Source organism: Pseudoclavibacter sp. Z016, from assembly GCF_002931215.1.
In the GTDB taxonomy this organism is placed as follows: Bacteria; Actinomycetota; Actinomycetes; order Actinomycetales; family Microbacteriaceae; genus Pseudoclavibacter.
On the sequence record NZ_PSTU01000017.1, the window covers coordinates 261,880 to 284,363 of the forward strand.

Below are 22,484 nucleotides of genomic sequence, written 5' to 3' on the forward strand. Positions count from 1 at the left end.
GCCATTGTTTTCGTCGCTTGACGCGCCTTCTTCGGGCTTCGGGCCGGGTTCCTTGGTAGACTGAACAGTCGCTGGATCCGCGTCGTGCGAGTTTGCTCGCAACGCGGATCTTGCATGTCGCCACACAGCAAGGAGACGCCCGAGTTATGGCATCAGAAACTTCCGACCCCGAGAACACGACTGAGACGCCAGAAGATGCGGGGAAGTCGGCCGGTCCAGGAACGTCGGAAGGCCAGACTGCGGCGGAAGGGCTGAGCGAGGCGCCCGCTGAAGTGGCTGAGACCCGCTCGCAGAACGATCGCGTCGAGAACGACTACGGCGCCGGGCAGATCCAGGTGCTCGAGGGGCTCGAGGCCGTGCGCAAGCGCCCGGGCATGTACATCGGGTCGACAGGCCCCGAGGGCCTGCACCACCTGGTGTACGAAATTGTGGACAACTCTGTGGATGAATCGCTCGCGGGGTACTGCGACGACATCCAGGTCGCGCTCCAGGAAGACGGCGCCGTGCGCGTGAGCGACAACGGACGAGGCATCCCCGTCGAGCTGCACCCGATCGAGGGAATCTCCACTCTCGAGGTGGTCCTCACCAAGCTCCACGCCGGCGGCAAGTTCGGTGGCGGTGGCTACGCCGTCTCCGGTGGTCTCCACGGTGTCGGCTCTTCGGTGGTCAACGCGCTCTCGTACCGCCTCATCGCTCAGGTCAAGCGCGACGGCTTCGAATGGGAGATGGACTTCGAGAACGGCGTCCCGACGGGCGACATCCGCAAGGGTGAGCCGACGGAAGACACCGGGACCACCATCACGTTCTACGCGAACTCCGAGATCTTCGAGACCGTCGAGTACGACTTCGAAGTGCTGCGCGCCCGCTTCCAGCAGATGGCGTTCCTGAACAAGGGCCTCCGCATCTCGCTGGCCGACGACCGTGACCAGTCCACCCTCCAGGGTGATGGGCTCGCCGCTCAGATCACGGAGCTGCAGGACGAGTCCGCCGCCGATATCGACGAGGCGGAGCGCACCGAGACGGGTGAGCCGAAGGGCGTCACCGAGTCGATCGAGATCCCACAGAAGCGCTCGCAGACGTACCTGTTCGAGCGCGGTCTCGTCGACTACGTGCAGCACCTCGTCAGCCGCCGGAAGAAGCAGCCGGTCCACGAGGAGATCATCGAGGTCAACGCCGAGGACACCGAGCGCAAGATCTCGCTCGAGCTCGCCATGCAGTGGATCGACTCCTACTCGGAATCCATCCACTCGTTCGCGAACACGATCAACACCAAGGAGGGCGGCACGCACCTCGAGGGGTTCCGTGCAGCGCTGACCACGGTCGTGAACCGCTACGCGAGGGAGAAGAACCTCGTCAAGGAGAAGGACGAGAACTTCTCAGGCGAAGACGTCCGCGAAGGCCTCGCTGCAGTCATCTCCATCAAGCTCGGCGAGCCCCAGTTCGAGGGCCAGACGAAGACGAAGCTCGGCAACACGGAGGCCAAGTCCTACGTGCAGCGGATCGTCGGGCAGGCGCTCCAGGACTGGTTCGACCGCAACCCCTCACAGGCGAGGGACATCATCCGCAAGGCCGGTCAGGCATCCGCCGCCCGCCTCGCCGCCCGCCGCGCGCGCGAGCAGACCAGGCGCAAGGGACTCCTCGAGACCGGCGGCATGCCCGGCAAGCTCAAGGACTGCCAGTCGAAGGACCCGACTCGCTCTGAGGTCTTCATCGTCGAGGGTGACTCGGCAGGCGGCTCCGCCGTCCAGGGCCGTGATCCCGAGACGCAGGCGATCCTCCCGCTTCGCGGAAAGATCCTGAACGTCGAGAAGGCCCGGCTCGACCGTGCGCTGCAGAACAACGAAGTGCAGTCCATGATCACGGCCTTCGGAGCCGGCCTCGGCGACGACTTCGACCCTGACAAGGTCAGGTACCACAAGATCATCCTCATGGCAGACGCCGACGTCGACGGTCAGCACATCACGACCCTGCTGCTCACCCTGCTGTTCCGCTACATGCGTCCCCTCGTCGAGCTCGGGTACGTCTTCCTCGCCCAGCCGCCGCTGTACCGCATCAAGTGGTCGAATGCCGCGCACGACTTCGCGTACTCCGACCGTGAGCGCGACGCGATGCTCGCAGACGGCAAGGCAGCTGGCCGACGCATCCCCAAGGACAACGCCATCCAGCGCTACAAGGGCCTCGGCGAGATGAGCTACCAGGAACTCTGGGAGACGACCATGGACCCCGCAGTGCGCACGCTCCTGCAGGTCAAGGTGACCGACGCTGAGGCGGCTGACGCCGTGTTCAGCACGCTCATGGGCGAGGACGTCGAATCTCGCCGGACCTTCATTCAGCAGAACGCGCACGACGTGCGCTTCCTCGATATCTAAGGCACACAGGCACCTCTATGGCTGAAGAACGCGTCACAACCACCAACGCCGACGGCGGCGACCGCATCGGACAGGTCGACCTGCAGCTCGAGATGCAGCGCTCGTACCTCGACTACGCGATGAGCGTCATCGTCGGACGAGCACTGCCCGAGGTCCGGGATGGGCTCAAGCCCGTGCACCGTCGCGTCATCTACGCGATGTACGACGGCGGGTACCGCCCGGACAAGGCGTTCTCGAAGTGCGCCCGCGTCGTCGGCGACGTCATGGGGCAGTTCCACCCGCACGGTGACTCGGCGATCTACGACGCGCTGGTCCGCCTCGTGCAGCCGTGGTCCCTTCGCTACCCGCTTGCGCTCGGCCAGGGGAACTTCGGCTCCGCCGGCAACGACGGCGCCGCCGCCCCCCGCTACACCGAGACGAAGATGGCGCCGCTTGCGCTCGAGATGGTCAGGGACATCGACGAGGACACCGTCGACTTCCAGGACAACTACGACGGCCGCACGCGTGAGCCTGCCGTGCTGCCCGCTCGCTTCCCGAACCTCCTTGTCAACGGCTCCGTCGGCATCGCCGTCGGAATGGCCACGAACATCCCGCCGCACAACCTCCGCGAGGTCGCAGCAGGCGCGCTCTGGCACCTCGAACACCCGGACGCCTCTCGCGAGGAGCTCATGGATGCGCTCATGGAGCGCGTTCACGGTCCAGACTTCCCGACCGGTGCGCAGATCCTCGGCACCAAGGGCATCCAGGAGGCGTACCGCACCGGTCGCGGCTCCATCACGATGCGCGCGGTCGTCGCGATCGAGGAGATCCACGGACGCACGTGCCTGGTCATCACCGAGCTGCCGTACCAGGTCAACCCGGACAACCTCGCGCTCAAGGTCGCCGAGCTGGTCAAGGATCAGCGACTCTCCGGCATCGCCGACATCCGCGACGAGTCCTCCGGCCGCACGGGACAGCGCCTCGTCATCGTGCTCAAGCGCGACGCCGTCGCCAAGGTCGTGCTGAACAACCTCTACAAGCACACGCAGCTGCAGGAGAACTTCGGCGCGAACATGCTCGCGATCGTCGACGGGGTTCCGCGCACGCTCGCCATCGACGGCTTCATCACCGCCTGGGTGCAGCACCAGGTGGAAGTCATCGTGCGTCGCACGAAGTTCCGCCTCAAGAAGGCCGAGGACGAGGTTCACATCCTCCGCGGCTACCTCAAGGCCCTCGACATGCTCGACGAGGTCATCGCGCTCATCCGCCGGTCGCCGACCGTCGAAGAGGCGCGCACCGGCCTCATGGAGCTGCTCGACGTGGACGAGCTGCAGGCAAGCGCCATCCTGAACCTCCAGCTCCGCCGCCTCGCGGCGCTCGAGCGCCAGAAGATCATGGAAGACGCGGCCCGCCTCGAGGCCATGATCGCCGAGTACAAGGCGATCCTCGCCGACCCAGTGCGCCAGCGCACCATCATCGGCGAAGAGCTGCAGGAGGTCGTCGACAAGTTCGGCGACGATCGTCGCACCGAGATCCTCCGTGGCTCTGGCGGCGACATGACCGACGAGGACCTGATCCCCGAGGAGGAGATGGTCGTCACCGTGACCCGCGGCGGCTACATCAAGCGCACGCGCAGCGACAACTACCGCTCGCAGCACCGCGGCGGCAAGGGCATCAAGGGCGCGCAGCTCCGAGCGGATGACGTCGTCGAGCAGTTCTTCGTGACGACGACACACCACTGGCTGCTCTTCTTCACCAACCTGGGCCGCGTGTACCGGGCGAAGGCGTACGAGCTCATGGAGGCGGGACGGGACGCGAAGGGGCAGCACATCGCGAACCTCCTGCCGCTCCAGCCTGATGAGAAGGTCGCGCAGATCCTCGACATCAGCGACTACCGCCAGGCGCAGTATCTCGTCCTCGCGACGCGTGAGGGGCTCGTCAAGAAGACGGCCCTCACGGAGTACGACACGAACCGTCAGGCTGGCATCATCGCGGTCAACCTTCGCGAAGGGGACGAGCTGGTCTCCGCCATGCTCGCCGACGAGTCGGACCACGTGTTCTGCGTCTCGCACCTCGGAATGTCGCTTCGCTTCGAGGCGAACGACGAGGCGCTTCGGCCCATGGGCCGGTCGACCTCCGGCGTCAAGGGAATGTCGTTCCGCGACGGCGACTACCTGCTGACGGCCGCGGTCACCTCGAGCGACGATGCCTACGTGTTCATCGTCACGGAGGGCGGCTACGCGAAGCGAACCTCGGTGTCGCAGTACCGCATCCAGAAGCGCGGCGGACTCGGCATCAAGGTCGCGAAGCTGAACGAGGAGCGCGGCGGCCTCGCCGGCGCGCTGCTCGTCCACGACAACGAAGAGGTCCTGGTCATCCTCGGCTCCGGCAAGGTCGTTCGCTCCAACGTCGCCGAGGTCTCGGTGACGGGACGCGACTCCATGGGCGTGACGTTCGCGAGGCTCGACAGCAGCGACTACGTGATCGCGATCGCGCAGAACGCCGACCGCGAACTCGAGAAGGAAGACGAGGAAGGTGAGGACGGTGAGACGGACGTCACCGCCGCCGACTCCGCCCTCGAGGAAGCGTCTGCAGGATCAGCTGACGGCGAGACTGCCCCAGCCGAGAGTGCCCAGAGTGAGACTGTGGCAGACTCTGTCACGTCGTTCGAGCAGGACGAGACCGAAGACTGAGGTACTGATCTATGACGAGCGTTGCTGACAAGCTGGCCCAGAAGTCCAGCAAGAAGACTGCGAGCAAGCAGGTGCGCCTCCGTTTGGTGCACATCGACTTCTGGTCTGTCGTGAAGTTCTCCTTCCTCCTGTCGATCTGCTTCGGCATCATCACGATCGTCGCGACGTTCCTGATGTGGACCGTCATCGAGAACACGGGTGTGCTTGGAAGCGTCAACGACCTGCTCAATGACGTCTCCGGCTCGGCCGGCGTGGGAGTCGACGACTTCGTCACCCTGCCTCAGCTGATGCTGTTCTCCCTTGTGGTCGCACTCCTCAACCTCGTCGCGGGCACGGCCCTCGGCGCAGTCGCGGCGTTCCTCTACAACCTCGCTGTGAAGGTCACGGGGGGCCTCGTGTTCGGTTTCACGAACAGCTAGCGGCTCGATTTCCCTTGACGTGCACTTTTCGTGTATGTTGGGGCAGTCGCTTCGGGGGCTATAGCTCAGGCGGTTAGAGCGCTTCGCTGATAACGAAGAGGTCCCAGGTTCAAGTCCTGGTAGCCCCACGGTTCGATACTGAAGGTTGGTATCGTTTCCACCCGAACGGGGCCTTAACTCAGTTGGTAGAGTGCCTGCTTTGCAAGCAGGATGTCAGGAGTTCGAATCTCCTAGGCTCCACGGTGACAAAGAACCCCGGTCAGAGAAATCTGACCGGGGTTCTTTCTTGTCTGCCTAGTCGACGAAGGCGTCGGGGTAGAGCTTAGAGGCGTCGACTCCCGGCGAGTGCACGCTGAGGTCGCTCACGCCGGAGTCTGCGAGCACGTCCTCGCAGAGCAGCGTCTCGTCTCGTGACGCGGTGACAGGTTCCGCATCCGAACGAGTCGCTGGCCACGGTGGCTCAGGATTCGATCTGCCGTTCGATGAACGACGCCATACCGGGAACAGTGAAGGCCACGACCCCGTGGTCCGGCGCGTAGATCAGGCCCTTGTGGATGAGTTGAGCTCTGGCGGGGCCGAGACTGCTGATGGACTTCTTCAGTCGTGCGGCCACCTCGCCGGATCCAACGCCAGCATCGCCTTCCGGGCACATTGCCCGGAGGTATCGCTTCTCCGATGCCGTTGTCCGGTCCCACCGCGCTCGGAAGAACCCGTTGTCGAGGAGGTTCTGTCCGGTCGCTACCCCAAGACGAGAGTCTGCGAGGGTGATCTGGCTTCCGGTGGCGACATTCCAAGCTTCACGGCCGAATTGCTGAATGAAGTAGGGGTACTGTCCGGACTCCGTGATGAGGTGCTGGACGGCATCCTCTGCCCAGGTGACGAGTTCCGCGGCCGAAGGTTGAGCGATCGCGAGGTGGGCGTCAGCGCGCGAGAGTCGCTCGATCTGGTTGAACTGGAACCGTTCCGTATACGACTTCGCCTCGGCGAGGATCTGGGGCAGGTTGGGCAGCCCAGCGAGAGCAAACAATACTGGCCAGTTGTCCTGGGCAGCCGACTGTGTGACTGCGGCGAGCGTCGTGAGTTCTTCCGCTGAAAGGTCCTGCGCCTCATCGATGAGGATTGCGAGCCCGACTCCCTCTTCCCGCGCGGCGAGACTCACATCCTTGATGATCTTGCGGAGATCTGTATGCAGGACGCCACTGTCCGCACCGCCACCTGGCGTGTCAGACAGATCCACGCCGAATGTCCAGGATCCGTTCGCATCGTAGGACGCCTTGAACGACAGAGCCGTCCGGAGGGCCTTGAGAACTTTGCGGCCCGCCGATGGTCGGCTGATGTCAGACAGCGGTTCGTAGAGGCCCTCACCGATCAGCTCTCTGAGCTCACGATCGGAACCGGCCTCGATTTGCACGACCCACCAGTCGCGGTCTTCGGCGTCATGTCGGAACTGAGTCAAGAGCACGGTCTTCCCGACCCCGCGGAGGCCGTAGAGGACGAACGGTTGATCAGTGATCCCGTTTTCGGCTCGCTGTAGTGCGATCCGCCACCCGGTCATCGATGAGTCGCGACCTACGAGAGCGGCCGGTTTGCGACCAGCACCTGGCACGTAGGGGTTCTTGACCGGATCCATGTGACTCCAAGCACTTGCTAGCGAACTGTAGCCATGTATAGCAAATAACTATACTTACCTACAGTTGCCTACAATTGTTCCGCACCCGATCAGTCGAGGAAGGCGTCGGGGTAGAGCTCGGAGGCGTCGACTCCCGGCGAGTACACGCTGAGGTCGCTCACGCCGGTGTCTGCGAGCACGTCCTCGCAGAGCAGCGTCTGTCCTCGATACCGGCCCCGCGGGGCTGTGAGCACCGCGTGGGCGGCGTCGGCGTACAGCTCAGGGGTGCGGCTGCGGCGCATGAGCTCCTCGCCGCCGATGATGTTGGCTACCGCTGCTGTCTGGATGGTGGTGCGGGGCCACAGGGTGTTCGCATCCACACCCCGTTCAGCGAACTCGGCCGCGATACCGAGCGTGGCGAGCGTCATGCCGTATTTCGCGGTCATGTACGCCGGGTAGGCGCCGAGCCACTGGGGGGCGAGGTTGAGGGGCGGCGAGAGCGACAGGATGCGCGCATCCGGTGACTCGAGGAGGTGCGGCAGGGCCGCCCGCGAGAGCATGAATGTGCCGCGCTGGTTGATCTGGTGCATGAGGTCGTAGCGCTTCTCGTCGATGTCGAGCGTCGAGCGCAGGTCGATGGCGCTCGCATTGTTGACGACGATGTCGATGCCGCCGAACTCGGCGACGGCGCTGTCGACCGCCCGCTGCAGGTCGGAGTCGTCGCGCACGTCGCCGACGACCGGCAGCGCGCGTCCGCCGGCCTCGCGTATCTCCTCAGCGGCCGTGTACACCGTCCCTGGCAGCTTCGGATGCGGATCCCCGGTCTTGGCGAGGAGCACGACGTTCGCACCGTCACGCGCGGCGCGCTTCGCGATTGCGAGTCCGATGCCGCGGCTCCCGCCCGACATGATGATGGTCTTCCCCGCGAGGGAACCTGTCTCCGCTGACTGCGTCAAATCCGCACCTCCATGTGCATCGTGGACAGGCCCACGCTACCCACGCGCCTGCGGAACCTCATGTGCGTTGTGGCACCGAGACAACGCGGACGCGCAAATGGCCGCCCTGAGCGAGTCAGAGCGACCATTCGCGAACGCGACGTGTCGACGAACGCGGTGCAGCGAGCTTCCTAGTGCTCGACGGCCTCCTCCGCGCCGTAGCCCGTGAGCGAGCGCACATCCATCTCCGCGGCGACCCGAGGGTCTTCCTTCTTCTGCGGCAGCACTGAACCGAGCCAGCCGAGGAAGAACCCGACCGGGATCGAGACGATGCCGGGGTTGTTGAGTGGGAACCAGGCGAAGTCGATTCCCTCGCCGAGCATCGCCGTCTCGGCGCCGGAGACGACCTTCGAGAAGACGATCAGGATGATGGCCGTCGCGAGTCCGCCGTACATGCTCCACAGCGCCCCACGGGTCGTGAACTTGCGCCAGTAGAGCGAATACAGGATCGTCGGCAGGTTCGCGCTGGCCGCGACAGCGAAGGCGAGCGCCACGAGGAACGCGATGTTCTGCCCCTGCACGCCGATGCCACCGACGATGGCGACGACACCGAGGACGACCACCGTGTACTTGCCGACCTTCACCTCCTGCTCTGGGGTCGCCGTTCCACGCTTCACGACGCTGTTGTAGATGTCGTGGGCGAAGGATGCGGCAGCCGTGATCGCGAGGCCCGCGACGACCGCGAGGATCGTGGCGAATGCGACCGCCGAGATGAAGCCCATGAGGATCGGCCCGCCCAGCTCGAGGGCGAGCAGCGGGGCAGCAGAGTTGACGCCTCCTGGCGCATCCTTGATGGCCGGGGCCCCCACGAGTGCCGCTGCGCCGTAGCCGAGGATGAGTGTGAAGACGTAGAAGCCGCCGATGAGCCAGATGGCCCAGACCACCGACTTCCTGGCCTCCTTGGCGGTGGGCACCGTGTAGAAGCGCATGAGCACGTGCGGGAGTCCAGCTGTGCCGAGCACCAGCGCAAGTCCGAGCGAGACGAAGTCGATCGGGTTCTTGCCGTACTGCAGGCCCGGCGCGAGGATCGCGGCCGGATCCTCCGCACCGTCGAGGGCCGCCTTGTCGACCGCCGCCTGGAGGAGCGCGGAGAGATCGAAGCCGTTGATGACGAGCACCCAGATGGTCATCGCCCCCGCGCCGCCGATGAGCAGGAAGGCCTTGATGATCTGCACCCAGGTGGTGCCCTTCATCCCGCCGATGAGCACGTAAATGATCATGAGCACGCCGACGACGGCGACGACGATCGCGACCCCGATGTCGTCCGTGATGCCGAGGAGGAGGGCGACGAGGCCGCCGGCTCCCGCCATCTGCGCGAGCAGGTAGAAGAAGCACACCGCGAGGGTCGTGAGGGCTGCGGCGACGCGCACCGGACGCTGCTTGAGGCGGAACGAGAGCACGTCTGCCATCGTGAACTTGCCGGTGTTGCGCATGAGCTCGGCGACGAGCAGCAGAGCGACGAGCCAGGCGACGAGGAAGCCGATCGAATAGAGGAATCCGTCGTAGCCATTGATGGCGATAGCGCCGACAATGCCGAGGAACGACGCTGCTGACAGGTAATCACCCGAGATCGCGAACCCATTCTGGGTTCCGGAGAAGGATCGCCCGCCGGCGTAGTAGTCGGCTGCGGTCTTGCTGTTGCGGCTTGCGCGAATGACGATGAAGAGAGTGACCGCGACGAATGCCGCGAAGATCGCGATATTCAGGACGGGGTCATTGTTCGCGACAGCGCTGGCCTGGGGTGCCAGCAGCTGCCCGCTCATGCCTGGTCCGCCTTGGTGAGCTCAACGCGAAGGTCGTTCGCGAGCGGATCGAGCCGCCGGTTGGCGTAGGAGACATACCACATGGTGATTGCGAAGGTCGTCACGAACTGGCCCATGCCGAGCAGCAGACCTACGTTGATGTTGCCGAAGACCGGGGTGGCCATGAAGTCATGCGCGTAGGCGGCCACGATGATGTATGCGCCGTACCAGACCAGGAAGAAGATCGAGAGTGGGAAGACGAAGGAGCGCTGGCGCTTCTTCAGCTCCTTGAATTCAGCCGCTTCCTCGAATGCGACGTAGTCGATTCCGCCTGGCGGTTGAGATGACGTTTCGTGTCGCATGGGGCCTCCTTGCCTCAGTGCATTGCTGCGTTCGTCAGATATGTGCGTGCAGTTCTCGACGGCAAAAGGCGGGGCTTCTTCGCATCGTTGCGAACACGAAAGCCTCATTGCCTGCGTGATAGCATCCACGCTACGCATACGACGAAGTATCGAACTACCCCCGGAAGTTGGTAGTGACCACATGATGTTCCCAGAGGCAGCCACTGAGGCGGACGTCTTCGCCGAGGCCGTCGCCCGCCTGCGCGAGACCACGGGGTGTTCACTCTCGTTCGGCGGACCCACCCATCGCGACACGACGAACGTGCACACGATCTGTGGGAATCAGGGTCGTGGATTGGTCGGGTTGCGAGTGCAGCTCGGTCGAGGACTCGGCGGCCGCGCGATGCTGGAGCGTCGCGCGAAGGTCACGACGAACTACCGCGGCAGCAGCCGCATCACGCACGACTACGACGTGCAGGTCCTGTCTGAGGACGTCCAGAGCCTCATGGCGGTTCCGGTCATCGTCGACAAGCATGTTCGGGGCGTGCTCTACGGCGGGTTCCGCGCGGCTCCGGACTCCCAATCGATGTCGCTCGGTCAGGCCGTCGCACTCGGCAAGAAGGTCGAGGATGAGCTGCGTCTCCGAGACGAGCTGAGGCGCCGAATGCGGGTGGGGTCCGCGAGCATCTCCGAACTCGGATCCGGCGGACTCACTGCAGCCCAGCTGGAGGAGCTGCGGGGCACCTTCTCCGATCTGCGCGAGGTCTCGTCGATGCTCGGCGACGCGCGCGTCCGTGCGCGCCTTCGAGGCGTCGAGGAGCGGCTTGTCAGATTCGCCGGAGATCACGGCGACCCCCGCGATCGGGAGCACTCGAAAGCTGTCGAGTCGACCGAGGCACCAGTCAGGCTCTCGCCACGGGAGCTCGACGTGCTCGGGCAGATCGCCCTCGGACTCTCCAATCGGGACATCGCCGGAAAGCTGATCCTGACCGAAAGCACCGTCAAGAGCTACCTCGGTACGGCAATGACGAAGCTGGATGCGAGCTCGCGCTACCAAGCTCTTGCCAAGGCGAGGCAGCTGGGGCTCCTCCCCTGAGCTGAATGCGGGTCCGACCGCAATATTCTTGCGTTCATGACCCCGTCAGTGGACTGTTACGCAACGTGTCAGGATGTATCGGCGCGGAGACCCTCTGTTCTCTTATTCTTGCGACGCCTCGTGGCTCTTCTTGCGAGGCCCTCTAGACCCTTAGAGGATGGCCGGCGCTTGCGCGCCGCATTGAAAGGACCCTCCTCCATGTCACGTCTCACCAAGATCGCCGCAGCAATCGGCGCGATCGCCCTCGTTGGAGGCCTCTCCGCGTGCTCCACCGGCGCATCCGATGAGAACACCATCAAGCTCGGCGTCGTCGGCGCATCCGACCCGTACTGGGAGGTGCTCGTCGAGGAGGCCGCAGCCCAGGACCTCACGGTCGAGCTCGTCGACTTCTCGGACTACAACCAGCCGAACCCGGCGACGACCGAGGGTGAGCTCGACGTCAACGCGTTCCAGCACATCATCTACCTCGCGCAACACAACGCCGCCAGCGGCGACGACCTCGTGCCGATCGGCTCGACCGCGATCTACCCCCTCGGCTTCTACTCCTCGCAGTACGACTCCGTCGAGGCGATCCCGGATGGCGCCGAGGTTGCGGTGCCGAACGACGCGTCGAACCGCGCACGTGGCCTCCTCGTGCTCCAGGAAGCCGGTCTCATCTCGCTCAAGGACGGCGGCTCGCCGTTCTCGACCCTCGACGACGTGCTCCCCGAGTCGCGCGTCACGGTGACCGAGCTCGAGGCCTCGCTCACGGCGACCTCGCTGCCCGACCTCGCCGGTGCGATCATCAACAACGACTTCGTCGAGAACGCAGGCCTCACGACGGAAGACGCGCTCACTCGCGATGACCCCCAGAACGCCTCCGCGTTCCCGTACATCAACATCTTCGTCACGTCGGCCGAGAACGCCGACAACGCGAACTACCTGAAGCTGGTCGAGATCTACCAGAACTCCGAGGCAGTCGCGGCTTCGGTCAAGGAGACGTTCGGCGACACCGCCGTGCTCACCAAGACCCCCGTCGACGAGCTGCAGACGACGCTCGACGAGCTCGTCGCCGAGATCGAAGCGCAGGGCTAGAACCCACCGCTCGCGTGCTCGCCGCCCGGGACCCGATGATGATCATCAGGCCTCGGGCGGCGATCTCGCTTGCACCGACGGACGGCATCCCGACGTCGTCCACCAGCACCACCCACACGGTTCGACCGTGAAAGAAGGCGAGAGCGAAGACATGGCCCTCATCACACTCACCGACGTCGTCAAGGAGTATCCGTCGCCGAAGCGCGGAGCCCCGGCGACCAGAGCCGTCGACGGCGTCTCGCTCAACGTCGAGGCCGGCGACATCTACGGGGTCATCGGCTACTCGGGGGCTGGCAAGTCGACCATGGTGCGCCTCATCAATGCGCTCGAGCCGACCACGTCCGGCAGCATCCACGTCGATGGCGTCGACATCACGACGCTCAGCGAGACGAAGCTGCGCTCGGTGCGCGCGGGCATCGGCATGATCTTCCAGCAGTTCAACCTCTTCAACTCCCGCAACGTCGCGGGCAACGTCGCGTATCCGCTGCGCGTCGCGAAGACGCCAAAGGCGGAGCGTGAGAAGCGCATCGCCGAGCTCCTGGAGTTCGTCGGGCTCTCCGAGAAGGCTCGGGCCTTCCCCGACCAGCTCTCCGGCGGTCAGAAGCAGCGTGTCGGCATCGCCCGTGCGCTCGCAACGAATCCCAGCATCCTGCTCGCCGACGAGTCCACGAGCGCCCTCGACCCGCAGACCACGGCCGACGTGCTGCAGCTGCTCAAGAAGGCCAACCAGGAGCTCGGGGTCACGATCATCGTCATCACCCACGAGATGGACGTCGTGAAGGAGATCGCGAGTCACGTCGCCGTCATGGAGCACGGCAAGATCGTCGAGCAGGGCGAGGTCTTCGACATCTTCGCGAACCCGCAGGCGCCCGCGACCCAGCGGTTCGTCTCAACGGTCGTCCAGGGAGTTCCGGATGCTGGCCTGCGGTTCGACCTGCATGCGCGACACCCGGGAACTCTCGTGACGCTGAGCTTCCGCGACGGGCGGACGAACCAGGGCCAGGCGCTGCGCATCCTGCACGACGCCGGCATCACCGTCGAGCTCGTCTACGGAGGCATGAACGAGATCCGCGGTCGGTCGTTCGGCGACCTGACGTTCGCTCTGCAGGGCGATGCCGCAGCGCAGCGCAGAGCGCTCGACCAGATCAGGGAACTCGCCGTCGTGACGGAATTCCAGGACACCAACGCTGGAGGTGCCGCATGAACGATGTGATCGACCTGCTGCCGAAGCTCTTCGAAGCCACAGGCGCCACCCTCTACATGGTGGCCCTGAGCCTCGTCTTCGGTGGCGTCGGCGGACTCTTCGTCGGCCTGCTGCTGTATCTGACGCGCAAGGGCAACCTCTACGAGCAGCCGGTCGTCAGCACGATCGTCAACATCATCGTGAACTTCTTCCGACCCATCCCGTTCATCATCTTCATCGCTGCGGTGCAGCCGGTCTCACGGATGATCGTCGGTGTGGGGATCGGGGCAGAAGCGGCCATCGTCGCCATGTCGCTCGCTGCGACGTTCGGTATCTCGCGCCTCGTCGAGCAGAACCTGCTCACGGTGTCGCCAGGCGTGGTGGAGGCCGCACGGTCCGCAGGAGCGGGGCGCTTCCAGATCGTATGGTCGGTTGTCGTTCCCGAGGCCCTCGGGCCCCTCATCCTTGGCTATACATTCGCGGTCGTCGCGCTCGTCGACATGTCGGCCATCGCCGGTGCGATCGGCGCAGGTGGTCTCGGTGACTTCGCCATCCAATACGGCTACCGCCAGTTCAACCCGGCCGTCACGTGGGCTGCGGTCATCGTCATCGTGGTGATCGTGCAGGGTCTGCAGTTCCTCGGCAACTGGGCGGCGCGCAAGACGCTGCGCCGCTGATCCGGGCAGACGACAGTGCCCGGCGACCGCGCGTCGGCGCCTCCCTGTACGGAGGCCCGGCGCGCGGCGGCGTACGATAGCGATCGCCCGTGGTTCGGGTCGGCCCAGGCATCAGGCCGCTGACCTCGAGACCTCGGCAGAGATCTTTGGGGGTTCCGTGCATCGACGACTCGCTTCCTACGGTGTCATCGTGCGCGACGGGCAGATCCTCCTTGCGCACTGGCGTGACCGTGGTCGTTCCGGCTGGACCCTGCCCGGCGGTGGGACCGACCCCGGTGAGGATCCGATCGACGGCGTCGTCCGCGAGATCTGGGAGGAGACCGGCTACCACGCGTCCATCGACCGGCTCCTCGGCATCGACTCGCACATCATCGCGGGCCGCGACCGGCTCGAGCCAGGCAAGACGCCCATGCAGTCGGTTCGGGTCGTCTACGAGGCCAGCATCGTGAGCGGCGAGCTCCGCAACGAGCGGGGCGGCTCGACGGACGAGGCTCGCTGGTTCGACCTCGACGAGATAGCTGCGCTCCGCACGGTGTCGCTCGTGGACGTGGGGCTCAGGCTCCACGAGGAGCGTCCGGCCAATGGCCACCTGCGTTCGACTCGGGCCCCCCGCTAGGCGCTTAAGGGCGCGACCCCGTCACGGGGCTCGTGGGCGACACGAGACCCCCGAAGGCTGCGAGACACCGCGACGGCGTTGACGGCCACGATCATCGCCATCCCGACCCACTCATGGGTGGCGGGCACCTGACCGAGCACCACGACGCCGGCGATGGCGGCGAACATCGGGTTGATGCTCATGAACACCCCGAAGAACCTCGTCGTCACCCAGCGAAGCGCGATGACGTCGATCGAGTACGGGATGACGGAGCACAGTACGCCGGAGAGCGCAGCCAGCAATAGCGGCCAGCCGAGCATCCGGCCCTCCGCGATCAGCTGCACCGTGATCGGGACCGTCAGGAGGCTCGACACGAGCGTTGCCGTAGCGGGCGCCTGGAGGCCGCTCAGGCGACCGCCGAGCATCCGGTTGAGCAGGATGTAGCTCGCCCAGCAGCATGCCGCGAGCAGCCCGAGGGCGTAGCCGAGGATGTCGCTCGACGCGTCTGGGAGCAGCAGCACGTACACGCCGACGGCGGCGCCGACCGCGAGCAGGAGATCGGCCTTCGTGCGGGATGCGCAGAGGGCCACGGCGAGGGGTCCGAGGAACTCGAGGGTCACGGCAAGGCCGAGCCCGATGCGGTCGACGGCTCCGTACAAGGACAGGTTCATGGTCGCCAAGACGACGCCGAGCAACAGCGCGGGCCACCATTGCGCCCACGTGAAGCTCCGCAGGCGAGGACGCGCGACAGGCAGCAGGATGGCTGCGGATACGAGCTGGCGGATGGCCACGACGCCCGACGTGCCGAGGGGGCCGAAGGCCAGTGCGCCGAGCGCCGCGCCGAGCTGGTTGGAGAGTCCGCTTCCGGTCAGCATCGCTGCACCCGTCACCACGCTGCGTGGTGCGGCAGCGGCGGCCGTTCTCCCGGTTCCTGTCATGCGCCTATGGTGAACCCGCCTGCGCAGGCCCAGAAATGCGCGACACGCGTGAGTTATACGCTGGACGCATGAGTTTGGAGATTCGCCACCTACGCGCCCTCGCCGCGGTCGTCGACACGGGAACCTTCACCGATGCGGCGATCGAGCTCCACTGCTCGCAGGCGGCCGTCTCCCGGGCGATCCTCGCCCTCGAGACGCAGCTCGGAGCCCAGCTGCTCTCCAGGTCGACTCGGCACGTCGCGCTCACCCCACTCGGCGAGCGTGTCCTGACCCGCGCCCGCCGGGTGCTGCTCGAGGTGCGTCTCATCAGCGACGAGGTCGCCGAGACGACCCGGGAATTGCGCGTCGGCTATGCCTGGTCGACCCTCGGCGCGCACACCGGTGCCGTGCAGCGCACCTGGCGAGCACAGCATCCTGAGTCGCACCTCGTCTTCCGGCAGAGCAACACGGCGACGGCGGGGCTCCTCGACGGCGAGGTCGAGCTCGCCGTGTTCCGTACGGTTCCCCGTGATCCCCGAATCGAGACGGTCCGCCTCGGCGAGGAACGACGCGTCGCCGTCCTCGCGAACGACGATCCGCTCGCCAGACGCAGGGCGCTGCTCCTCGACGACTTCGCCGGCAGGACCATGGCGGTGGATGCACGCACCGGCACGACGGTCGGCTCACTCTGGCCGGCGGAACGCGCCCCGGTCTTCATCCCCACGAGCTCACTCGACGAGTGGCTCACCCTCATCGCGGACGGCGGCGTCCACGGGGTGACAAGCGAGGCCACGGCGGCGCAGCATCCGCGGCCCGGCATCGCCTACCGGCCGCTGCGGGACGCCCCCACGATCGAGGTCAGACTCGCGTGGTGGCGAGGCGCCAAGCCAGCGATGGCCGACGCGCTCGCGCAGGTCATCATCGCCGCCTACGACGAAGCCCCGCAGCTCACCAGGTGAGTGCGGGGCCAGTCGTGCGCGTGTGCGGCGCGGACTACTTCGCTGCCGAAGCGGGCGAGACCGTCGTGACGGGAGCGTCGAGCTCCTCGTCGGCGATCCACAGGTCGTCGTCTGCACGGAAGGTCTGCCAGAGGGCATAGCCGACAGCGGCGACGGCTGCGACGCCTGCGCCGATGAGCAGCCAGCCACCGACACCGACGCCGGAGCTGTTGTACTTCTTGTCGTACGCCTTCGAAGCCTTCTTGGCGCGCGAGTTGAGCTCCTTCGAGACCTTCTTCGCGGTGCCAGCGGCGTCCTTGAAGTCGTTGTTCTTCGAAGCGAGGTTGCTGACCGTGCCGGCAAGCGAGCCGGAGAGGCCGGCCACGACAGGAAGGACCTTGCCGTTGAAGCGGACGCTCGCGTCTTCGTACTTGTCGCGCGCGGCGTTGTAGCTGCGGTCGAAGCTGGGGCGGACGTTGTTGTCGTAGCTCTTCTGCAGCGCTGGCACGAGCTCGGACTCAGCCAAGCCCTTCGCGCTCACGCCTGCTGACTGCAGGATGCCTCGAGCGTGCTCGATGACAGACTGCTGCTCGCTCCACAAGTTTGTTGCGTCCTTGCGGAGACGCTTGAGTTCACGCGACTGCTTCCGTGAAAGGGCCATTGGTACCTCCGGACGTTGACAAGTAGGTACTGCATATCTTGGCACGCTTCTGCCACACGGAACCTGAATCACCGCACGCTGTCGGCGGACAGGGGGGAGAGAAGTCGGGGGGCTATGGAAAGATGACCAGCATGTCAATCGCCACTGCACTCGCAACGATCAACACGAACCACGGCCCCATCAAGGTGGAGCTCTTCGGCAACCACGCGCCGAACACGGTCAAGACCATCGTGGGCCTCGCCACGGGTGAGCTCGAATGGACCGACCCTCGTGACGGCCAGACGAAGAGCACGCCCCTGTACGACGGCGTGATCTTCCACCGCATCATCCCCAACTTCATGATCCAGGGCGGTGACCCCACGGGCACCGGCACCGGCGGTCCCGGATTCGCGTTCGACGACGAGATCCACCCCGAGCTCAACTTCAACGAGCCCTACATCTTCGCCATGGCGAACGCCGGCAAGCAGATGGGGCGCGGCACGAACGGCTCGCAGTTCTTCATCACGACGGACCCAACTCCCTGGCTCCAGGGGAAGCACACGATCTTCGGCCGCGTCGCGGACGATGAGTCGCGCACCGTCGTCGACGCGATCGCGAAGGTCCCCACCGACGGCCGTGACAAGCCGCTCAAGGACGTCGTCATCGAGAGCGTCACCGTCGAGCAGCTCTAACCTCCAGGAGCCACTCCCCGCATGACATCACCCGAGCTGTCGCAGCAGCGTGAGAACTTCTGCTACCGGCACCCAGACCGACAGAGCTTCGTGCTCTGTCAGCGATGCGGGCGCACCGTGTGCCCCGAATGCCAGACACTCGCGCCGGTCGGCGTGATCTGTCCAGAGTGCATCCGGGAGGCGAACGCGAAAGCCAAGGCCGCCCAGCGGCCCTCGGCTCGAACGCGGCTGCGACGGCTCGGGCAGGATCAGCGTCCGCTCGTCACCTACGCCATCATCGGCATCTCGGCGGTCCTCTGGCTGCTGCAGCAGGTGACGGGGGACTGGCTCACGGGCATCCTCGTCTACCACGGCATCTACTCTCACGCGGGTAGCGGGGCATTCGAGCCCTGGCGCATGCTGACCTCGGCGTTCGCGCACTCGACCGTCTTCCACCTGGCGTTCAACATGCTCACGCTGTGGATCTTCGGTCGGGTGCTCGAGCAGGTCTACGGGCACCTGAGGTTCGCAGCGCTCTATGTCGTCAGCGCGCTCGGCGGTTCGCTCGCGATCGCCCTGGTTGCCCCGAACACCACGGTGCTCGGCGCCTCCGGTGCCGTCTTCGGACTCTTCGGCGCGTACTTCGTCGTCATGCGTCAGGCGCGGATGAACACCATGTCACTCATCGTGCTGGTCGGCATCAACGTCGTCATGGGGTTCGTGATCCCAGGTATCGCCTGGCAGGCGCACCTCGGCGGGCTGGTCACGGGAGCACTGTGCTCCTGGCTGTTCCTGTGGGAGTCGAAGTCGGCGAAGCCCTCGCAGAAGGGGCTCTGGATAGTGGCGGCACTCGGCGTCCTCATCGTCGTGGGTGCCTCCGTCAGCGTCTCCCAACTGCCGCTGGCGGCAGCTGGCTAGCTCCCCGTCTCCGTCGCAGAACGAGAGAAGCCGCGCATCCGGTCGGATGCGCGGCTTCTCTGTGTTGTGTGAGAGTTATCCACAGGGTTATGCACACCTGGGGATGAATTACACAGCTGTCATTCGAGGCCCTGTGGATAACTCGTGGAGTCTGCTATCGCCAGTTCGTCGTCATGATGAAGCCGATGAACGCGATGCCGAAGCCCACGAGGATGTTCCACGAGCCGAGCTCGGCAATCGGGAGAGCGCCGCTCGTCAGGTAGAAAACGATGATCCAGAGGAAGCCGAGCAGCAGGAAGCCGAACATGAGCGGCTTGAACCAGACCGGGTTCGGGTTGCGCTCGTCGCTGTCGCTCACCCCGGAGCTGCGCTTCTGCCGACGCTGCTTCTCCGTCGCCGCGAGAGCGGCCGCAGCTGCGGACGCTTCCGAGGAACGGTGCTTCTTCGTACCGGCCGGAGTCTTCTTCTCCGGCTCGTCGGACTTGGAGTCGCTGGACTTCTCACGAGACATGCGGGCCATCCTATCTATGATTGCTCCTATGCCATCTGCTGAACGGCCCGGACGAGACGACGGGACGACCTCGATCGAGTCTCTCCTCGCGGCCGACGACGGCTACGAGACCAGGTCGGAGCGACGCCTGCGAGAGCAGCGGGCCGCATCCCAGCAGCACAAGAACCCCTCGAAGCCCACCGGCTCGAAGCCGAGGCGGCGGCTCAGCATCATCGGCGTCTCGGGTGAAGTGCTCATGACCCTCGGGGTCGTCGTCCTGCTCTTCGTCGGGTGGAAGTACTGGCTCAACGACCTCATCGTCGGCGATGAGCAGAACCAGGCCGGGCAGGAACTCAGCCAGGTGCTCGCGGATGGCGGTGAAGAAGCGACGACCGTGACCACAACAGATCCGGCGATCGGCATCCCCATCTCCTCGGCGCCGACGGTCACGAACGAGCGCTTCGCGATCCTCTACGTTCCCACCTGGGGGGCCGACTACGCCCGTCCCATCGCACAGGGCATCGAACAGCACGAGGTTCTCGACAACAACATCGGCCACTACCCCGACTCGCAGATGCCCGGTGAGGTCGGCAACTTCGCCATTGCTGGCCACCGTCTTGCCTACGGGGCTTCGATGCAGAAGATCCACGAGCTGCAGCTCGGCGACGAACTCGTCGTGGAGACCGCGGACGGCTGGTACACCTACTCCTACCGTTCCGGCGAGTACGTCGCCCCCACACAGGTCGACGTCCTCGGCTCGGTGCCTCGCTATCCGGAGCAGACCGGCACCGACCGGCTCATGATGATCATGAGCTGCAACCCGTTCTGGTCGACGGCAGAGCGAATCATCGGCTACGCGGTGTTCGACAGCTTCACGCCGCGGGCCGACGGCCCGCCGGCGTCGATCGCCGCGTCCGTCGCCACGCAAGGGGGTCTCTGATGTACGGCGCGCTCTGGCGTGTGCTCCCCGGGCCCTGGCCCGTCAAGCTCCTGATCACGCTCGTCGTGATCGCAGCCGTCCTGTACGGCCTGGTCTTCTACGCGTTCCCGTGGGCGGATGCACTGCTCACGCCCCAGAACGACGTCACCGTCGGCCTTGGAGTCGGCGGCTCCGCGGCCGCACTGCGCTCCTGACGGCAACGGCTCCTCCCGGTCATCGGAAGGAGCCGGAGCGCGTTGCGCGGGCGCCGCGACCGTGGCCGCGGGTCGTCGTGCGGCCCTAGTTCTCCGTCGAGGAGGAGGGCCCTGCGCTCGAGGTGGGCTCGGGTGCTGGCGCGGTCGTCTCCGGTGGGGCGGGCACGGACGTGCAGTAGGTGACCTCGACCTGGGAGTGCTGGGCGACTGGTCCTGGTGGAACCGACATGTTCACGATCGGGTCGCCGTCGACCGCGAGGCATCCAGGGTCCTGCTTCACGACCGCGAGGAGTCCGAGTTCTCGGAGCGTGGCGGTCGCGGATTCGAGGGGCTGACCGATGAGGTCAGGCAGCGCCACGTTGCCCGTGGAGGTCACGAGGTTGATGCTGGAGCCCGCGGCGACGCTGGACCCACCGGCAGGGTCGCTGCGGACGATCGTGCCGGCAGTGACCGTCGGAGAGTCCTCTGACGTGATCTGGCCGACGCTCAAGCCCGCCCCCTGGAGAGCGACAGTCGCCTGCTCCACGGTCATGCCGTTGATGTCGGGCATCGTGACCGCGGACGGGCCGGTGGAGACCAGGACGGTGATCTCCTGGCCGGGAGACACACTCAGTCCTGAGCCCGGGGTGGTGCTGATGACCTGGTTCTCGGGAACCTCATCGCTCGTCTGCGCCGCGCGCACGGGCGTCAAGCCCGCGTCTTCGAGCGTTGTGCGAGCCGCATCCCATTGCTCGCCCACGACGTCTGGCACATCGACGCTCGTTTCGGGCAGCTGGCCGACGTCGGGGAGGGAGGAGACCCAGATGCTGACGGCCACGATGACGACCACGAGGAGCGCCGCGGCGCCCCAGATCCACATCGCGGGGGGACGCCGCTGCACCTGTGGTGCGCGGTCATCGGTCTCGGAGAGCGAATTGAAGGCAGACTCCGTGGCGCTCACGCCAGAAGGGGCCGGCCCGAAGAGCTGGGTGCGGTCGTCGTCCTCGACCTTGGTGGCGAACGCCGGCATGATGCCCTGCGCTGCGAGGTCGAGGTCGCGACGGAACTCCGAAGCCGACTGGTAGCGGTCCTCGCGGTTCTTCGCGAGGGAGCGCTTGACGACCGCGTTCATCGCCTTCGAGACCTTCGGGTTGATCTCGTTGGCATCGATGGGGCGCTCGGTGACGTGCTGGTAGGCGACGGCAACGGCGGAGTCACCCTGGAACGGGACCTTGCCGGTGAGCATCTCGTAGAGGACGATGCCCGCGGAGTAGAGGTCGCTTCGCCCGTCGACGTTCTCGCCCTTGGCCTGCTCGGGGGAGAAGTAGGAGGCGGTGCCGAGGATCGCCGTCGTCTGGGCGATCGTGCCCGCCGTGTCGGAGATGGCTCTGGCGATGCCGAAGTCCATGACCTTGACCGTGTCCTCCGGCGTGATCATGATGTTGCCCGGCTTGATGTCGCGGTGTACGACGCCAGCGCGGTGCGAGTACTCGAGCGCCGTCAGGATGCCCGTCATGTACTCGTGGATCTGCGTGTCGGCGAGCGGGGCACCGGCCATGACGTCGCGGAGCTGCTGTCCCTCGATGTACTCCATGACGATGTAGGGCACGACGAGCTCATGACCATCGGCGCGCACGAACGTGTCCTCACCCGCGTCGAAGACGCGGACGATCGTCGGGTGCGTCATCCGTGCAGCGGCCTGGGCCTCCTGTCGGAAGCGCGACCGGAAGTCGGGCTCGCCGGAGAGCTGTGTGTTGAGGAGCTTGACGGCGACACGGCGGCCAAGACGCTCGTCGGTCCCGAGGTAGACCTCAGCCATACCTCCACGACCAATACGCCGGCCGATGTCGTATCGGCCAGCGAGCGTGCGTTCGCCCTGCATCACGGAAGCAAGCTCCTCTCCCCTTGGCAGTGGTCGCCAAGCTCAAGCCTCGTTAGTCTGCCGATCTTATCTCGACGTGAATGAGTGATCGGTGCCATCGAAGCTGTGAACCGCGCAGTCCATGTGGATGCATGGAGTTGAGC

General features: G+C 65.6%; 20 protein-coding genes, 2 tRNA genes and 1 pseudogene. 15 read left to right on the top strand and 8 right to left on the bottom strand.

Annotated elements, in window-relative coordinates:
- Positions 1 to 146 precede the first annotated feature (146 nt).
- From gyrB to C5B99_RS16495, 5 genes are all read left to right on the top strand, one after another.
- Positions 147 to 2,369, top strand: a complete 2,223-nt coding sequence (gene gyrB / locus C5B99_RS16475; protein WP_104244038.1) for a DNA topoisomerase (ATP-hydrolyzing) subunit B — start codon at positions 147 to 149, stop codon at positions 2,367 to 2,369.
- A gap of 17 nt (positions 2,370 to 2,386) precedes the next feature.
- Positions 2,387 to 5,041, top strand: coding sequence for a DNA gyrase subunit A (gene gyrA / locus C5B99_RS16480; RefSeq protein ID WP_104244040.1), 2,655 nt, complete (start codon positions 2,387 to 2,389; stop codon positions 5,039 to 5,041).
- 11 nt (positions 5,042 to 5,052) lie between these two features.
- Positions 5,053 to 5,460 carry a DUF3566 domain-containing protein gene (locus tag C5B99_RS16485; RefSeq protein WP_104244042.1) on the top strand — a complete coding sequence of 136 codons (408 nt, stop codon included), beginning with the start codon at positions 5,053 to 5,055 and terminating at the stop codon, positions 5,458 to 5,460.
- Between the two features lie 54 nt (positions 5,461 to 5,514).
- Positions 5,515 to 5,588, top strand: a tRNA-Ile gene (locus tag C5B99_RS16490).
- A gap of 39 nt (positions 5,589 to 5,627) precedes the next feature.
- Positions 5,628 to 5,700: transfer RNA gene (locus C5B99_RS16495), tRNA-Ala, on the top strand.
- A gap of 220 nt (positions 5,701 to 5,920) precedes the next feature.
- Here the strand turns inward: C5B99_RS16495 and C5B99_RS16500 are convergent.
- The 4 genes from C5B99_RS16500 to C5B99_RS16515 all read right to left on the bottom strand — a co-directional run bounded on the left by C5B99_RS16500 (position 5,921) and on the right by C5B99_RS16515 (position 10,168).
- On the bottom strand, positions 5,921 to 7,090 hold the full coding sequence (locus tag C5B99_RS16500) for an ATP-binding protein (protein ID WP_104244044.1): 1,170 nt from the start codon (positions 7,088 to 7,090) through the stop codon (positions 5,921 to 5,923).
- Between the two features lie 89 nt (positions 7,091 to 7,179).
- Positions 7,180 to 8,025, bottom strand: a complete 846-nt coding sequence (locus C5B99_RS16505; RefSeq protein WP_258063474.1) for an NAD(P)-dependent oxidoreductase — start codon at positions 8,023 to 8,025, stop codon at positions 7,180 to 7,182.
- Between the two features lie 170 nt (positions 8,026 to 8,195).
- On the bottom strand, positions 8,196 to 9,827 hold the full coding sequence (locus C5B99_RS16510; RefSeq protein ID WP_104244046.1) for a cation acetate symporter: 1,632 nt from the start codon (positions 9,825 to 9,827) through the stop codon (positions 8,196 to 8,198).
- Positions 9,824 to 10,168 (bottom strand): DUF485 domain-containing protein, encoded by a 345-nt coding sequence (locus C5B99_RS16515; RefSeq protein WP_104244049.1) that lies wholly within the window; start codon positions 10,166 to 10,168, stop codon positions 9,824 to 9,826. The genes C5B99_RS16510 and C5B99_RS16515 overlap by 4 nt, the downstream gene beginning before the upstream one ends.
- 181 nt (positions 10,169 to 10,349) lie before the next feature.
- Here C5B99_RS16515 and C5B99_RS16520 point away from each other — a divergent pair, with 181 nt between their 5' ends.
- The 5 genes from C5B99_RS16520 (at position 10,350) to C5B99_RS16540 (ending at position 14,793) form a co-directional block, all read left to right on the top strand.
- Complete coding sequence (locus C5B99_RS16520; RefSeq protein ID WP_181058070.1) at positions 10,350 to 11,243, top strand: LuxR C-terminal-related transcriptional regulator; 894 nt, start codon at positions 10,350 to 10,352, stop codon at positions 11,241 to 11,243.
- 198 nt (positions 11,244 to 11,441) lie between these two features.
- The gene (locus tag C5B99_RS16525) at positions 11,442 to 12,317 is read left to right on the top strand and encodes a MetQ/NlpA family ABC transporter substrate-binding protein (RefSeq protein WP_104244053.1); all 876 of its coding nucleotides are present in this window, start codon (positions 11,442 to 11,444) and stop codon (positions 12,315 to 12,317) included.
- Between the two features lie 151 nt (positions 12,318 to 12,468).
- Positions 12,469 to 13,521: a methionine ABC transporter ATP-binding protein gene (locus C5B99_RS16530; RefSeq protein WP_104244055.1), complete on the top strand. Its 1,053-nt coding sequence runs from the start codon at positions 12,469 to 12,471 to the stop codon at positions 13,519 to 13,521.
- On the top strand, positions 13,518 to 14,177 hold the full coding sequence (locus C5B99_RS16535; RefSeq protein WP_104244057.1) for a methionine ABC transporter permease: 660 nt from the start codon (positions 13,518 to 13,520) through the stop codon (positions 14,175 to 14,177). Before C5B99_RS16530 ends, C5B99_RS16535 begins: the two co-directional genes overlap by 4 nt.
- Before the next feature lie 157 nt (positions 14,178 to 14,334).
- Entirely contained in the window at positions 14,335 to 14,793 is a 459-nt protein-coding gene (locus C5B99_RS16540) for an NUDIX hydrolase (RefSeq protein WP_104244059.1), read from the top strand.
- Here the strand turns inward: C5B99_RS16540 and C5B99_RS16545 are convergent.
- Positions 14,790 to 15,710: a DMT family transporter gene (locus C5B99_RS16545; RefSeq protein WP_104244061.1), complete on the bottom strand. Its 921-nt coding sequence runs from the start codon at positions 15,708 to 15,710 to the stop codon at positions 14,790 to 14,792. The two genes, C5B99_RS16540 and C5B99_RS16545, sit on opposite strands and share 4 nt — an antisense overlap.
- A gap of 68 nt (positions 15,711 to 15,778) precedes the next feature.
- Here C5B99_RS16545 and C5B99_RS16550 point away from each other — a divergent pair, with 68 nt between their 5' ends.
- The gene (locus tag C5B99_RS16550) at positions 15,779 to 16,648 is read left to right on the top strand and encodes a LysR family transcriptional regulator (RefSeq protein WP_104244063.1); all 870 of its coding nucleotides are present in this window, start codon (positions 15,779 to 15,781) and stop codon (positions 16,646 to 16,648) included.
- A gap of 34 nt (positions 16,649 to 16,682) precedes the next feature.
- Here C5B99_RS16550 and C5B99_RS16555 read toward each other — a convergent pair whose 3' ends face one another.
- On the bottom strand, positions 16,683 to 17,228 hold the full coding sequence (locus C5B99_RS16555; RefSeq protein WP_104244064.1) for a hypothetical protein: 546 nt from the start codon (positions 17,226 to 17,228) through the stop codon (positions 16,683 to 16,685).
- A gap of 191 nt (positions 17,229 to 17,419) precedes the next feature.
- Here C5B99_RS16555 and C5B99_RS16560 point away from each other — a divergent pair, with 191 nt between their 5' ends.
- Both C5B99_RS16560 and C5B99_RS16565 read left to right on the top strand, forming a co-directional pair.
- Positions 17,420 to 17,959, top strand: coding sequence for a peptidylprolyl isomerase (locus C5B99_RS16560; RefSeq protein WP_104244184.1), 540 nt, complete (start codon positions 17,420 to 17,422; stop codon positions 17,957 to 17,959).
- Between the two features lie 21 nt (positions 17,960 to 17,980).
- Positions 17,981 to 18,856, top strand: coding sequence for a rhomboid family intramembrane serine protease (locus C5B99_RS16565; protein WP_104244066.1), 876 nt, complete (start codon positions 17,981 to 17,983; stop codon positions 18,854 to 18,856).
- 154 nt (positions 18,857 to 19,010) lie between these two features.
- On the opposite strand, the pseudogene C5B99_RS16570 reads toward C5B99_RS16565, so the two are convergent.
- Positions 19,011 to 19,244 (bottom strand): annotated as a pseudogene (locus C5B99_RS16570) (cell division protein CrgA); the annotation flags it as partial.
- Between the two features lie 151 nt (positions 19,245 to 19,395).
- Between C5B99_RS16570 and C5B99_RS16575 the strand changes: the two are divergent.
- Both C5B99_RS16575 and C5B99_RS16580 read left to right on the top strand, forming a co-directional pair.
- The gene (locus C5B99_RS16575) at positions 19,396 to 20,286 is read left to right on the top strand and encodes a class E sortase (protein WP_181065041.1); all 891 of its coding nucleotides are present in this window, start codon (positions 19,396 to 19,398) and stop codon (positions 20,284 to 20,286) included.
- Entirely contained in the window at positions 20,286 to 20,480 is a 195-nt protein-coding gene (locus tag C5B99_RS16580) for a hypothetical protein (RefSeq protein WP_104244072.1), read from the top strand. Before C5B99_RS16575 ends, C5B99_RS16580 begins: the two co-directional genes overlap by 1 nt.
- 85 nt (positions 20,481 to 20,565) lie before the next feature.
- Here C5B99_RS16580 and pknB read toward each other — a convergent pair whose 3' ends face one another.
- Positions 20,566 to 22,341 carry a Stk1 family PASTA domain-containing Ser/Thr kinase gene (gene pknB, locus C5B99_RS16585; RefSeq protein WP_104244186.1) on the bottom strand — a complete coding sequence of 592 codons (1,776 nt, stop codon included), beginning with the start codon at positions 22,339 to 22,341 and terminating at the stop codon, positions 20,566 to 20,568.
- Positions 22,342 to 22,484 lie beyond the last annotated feature (143 nt).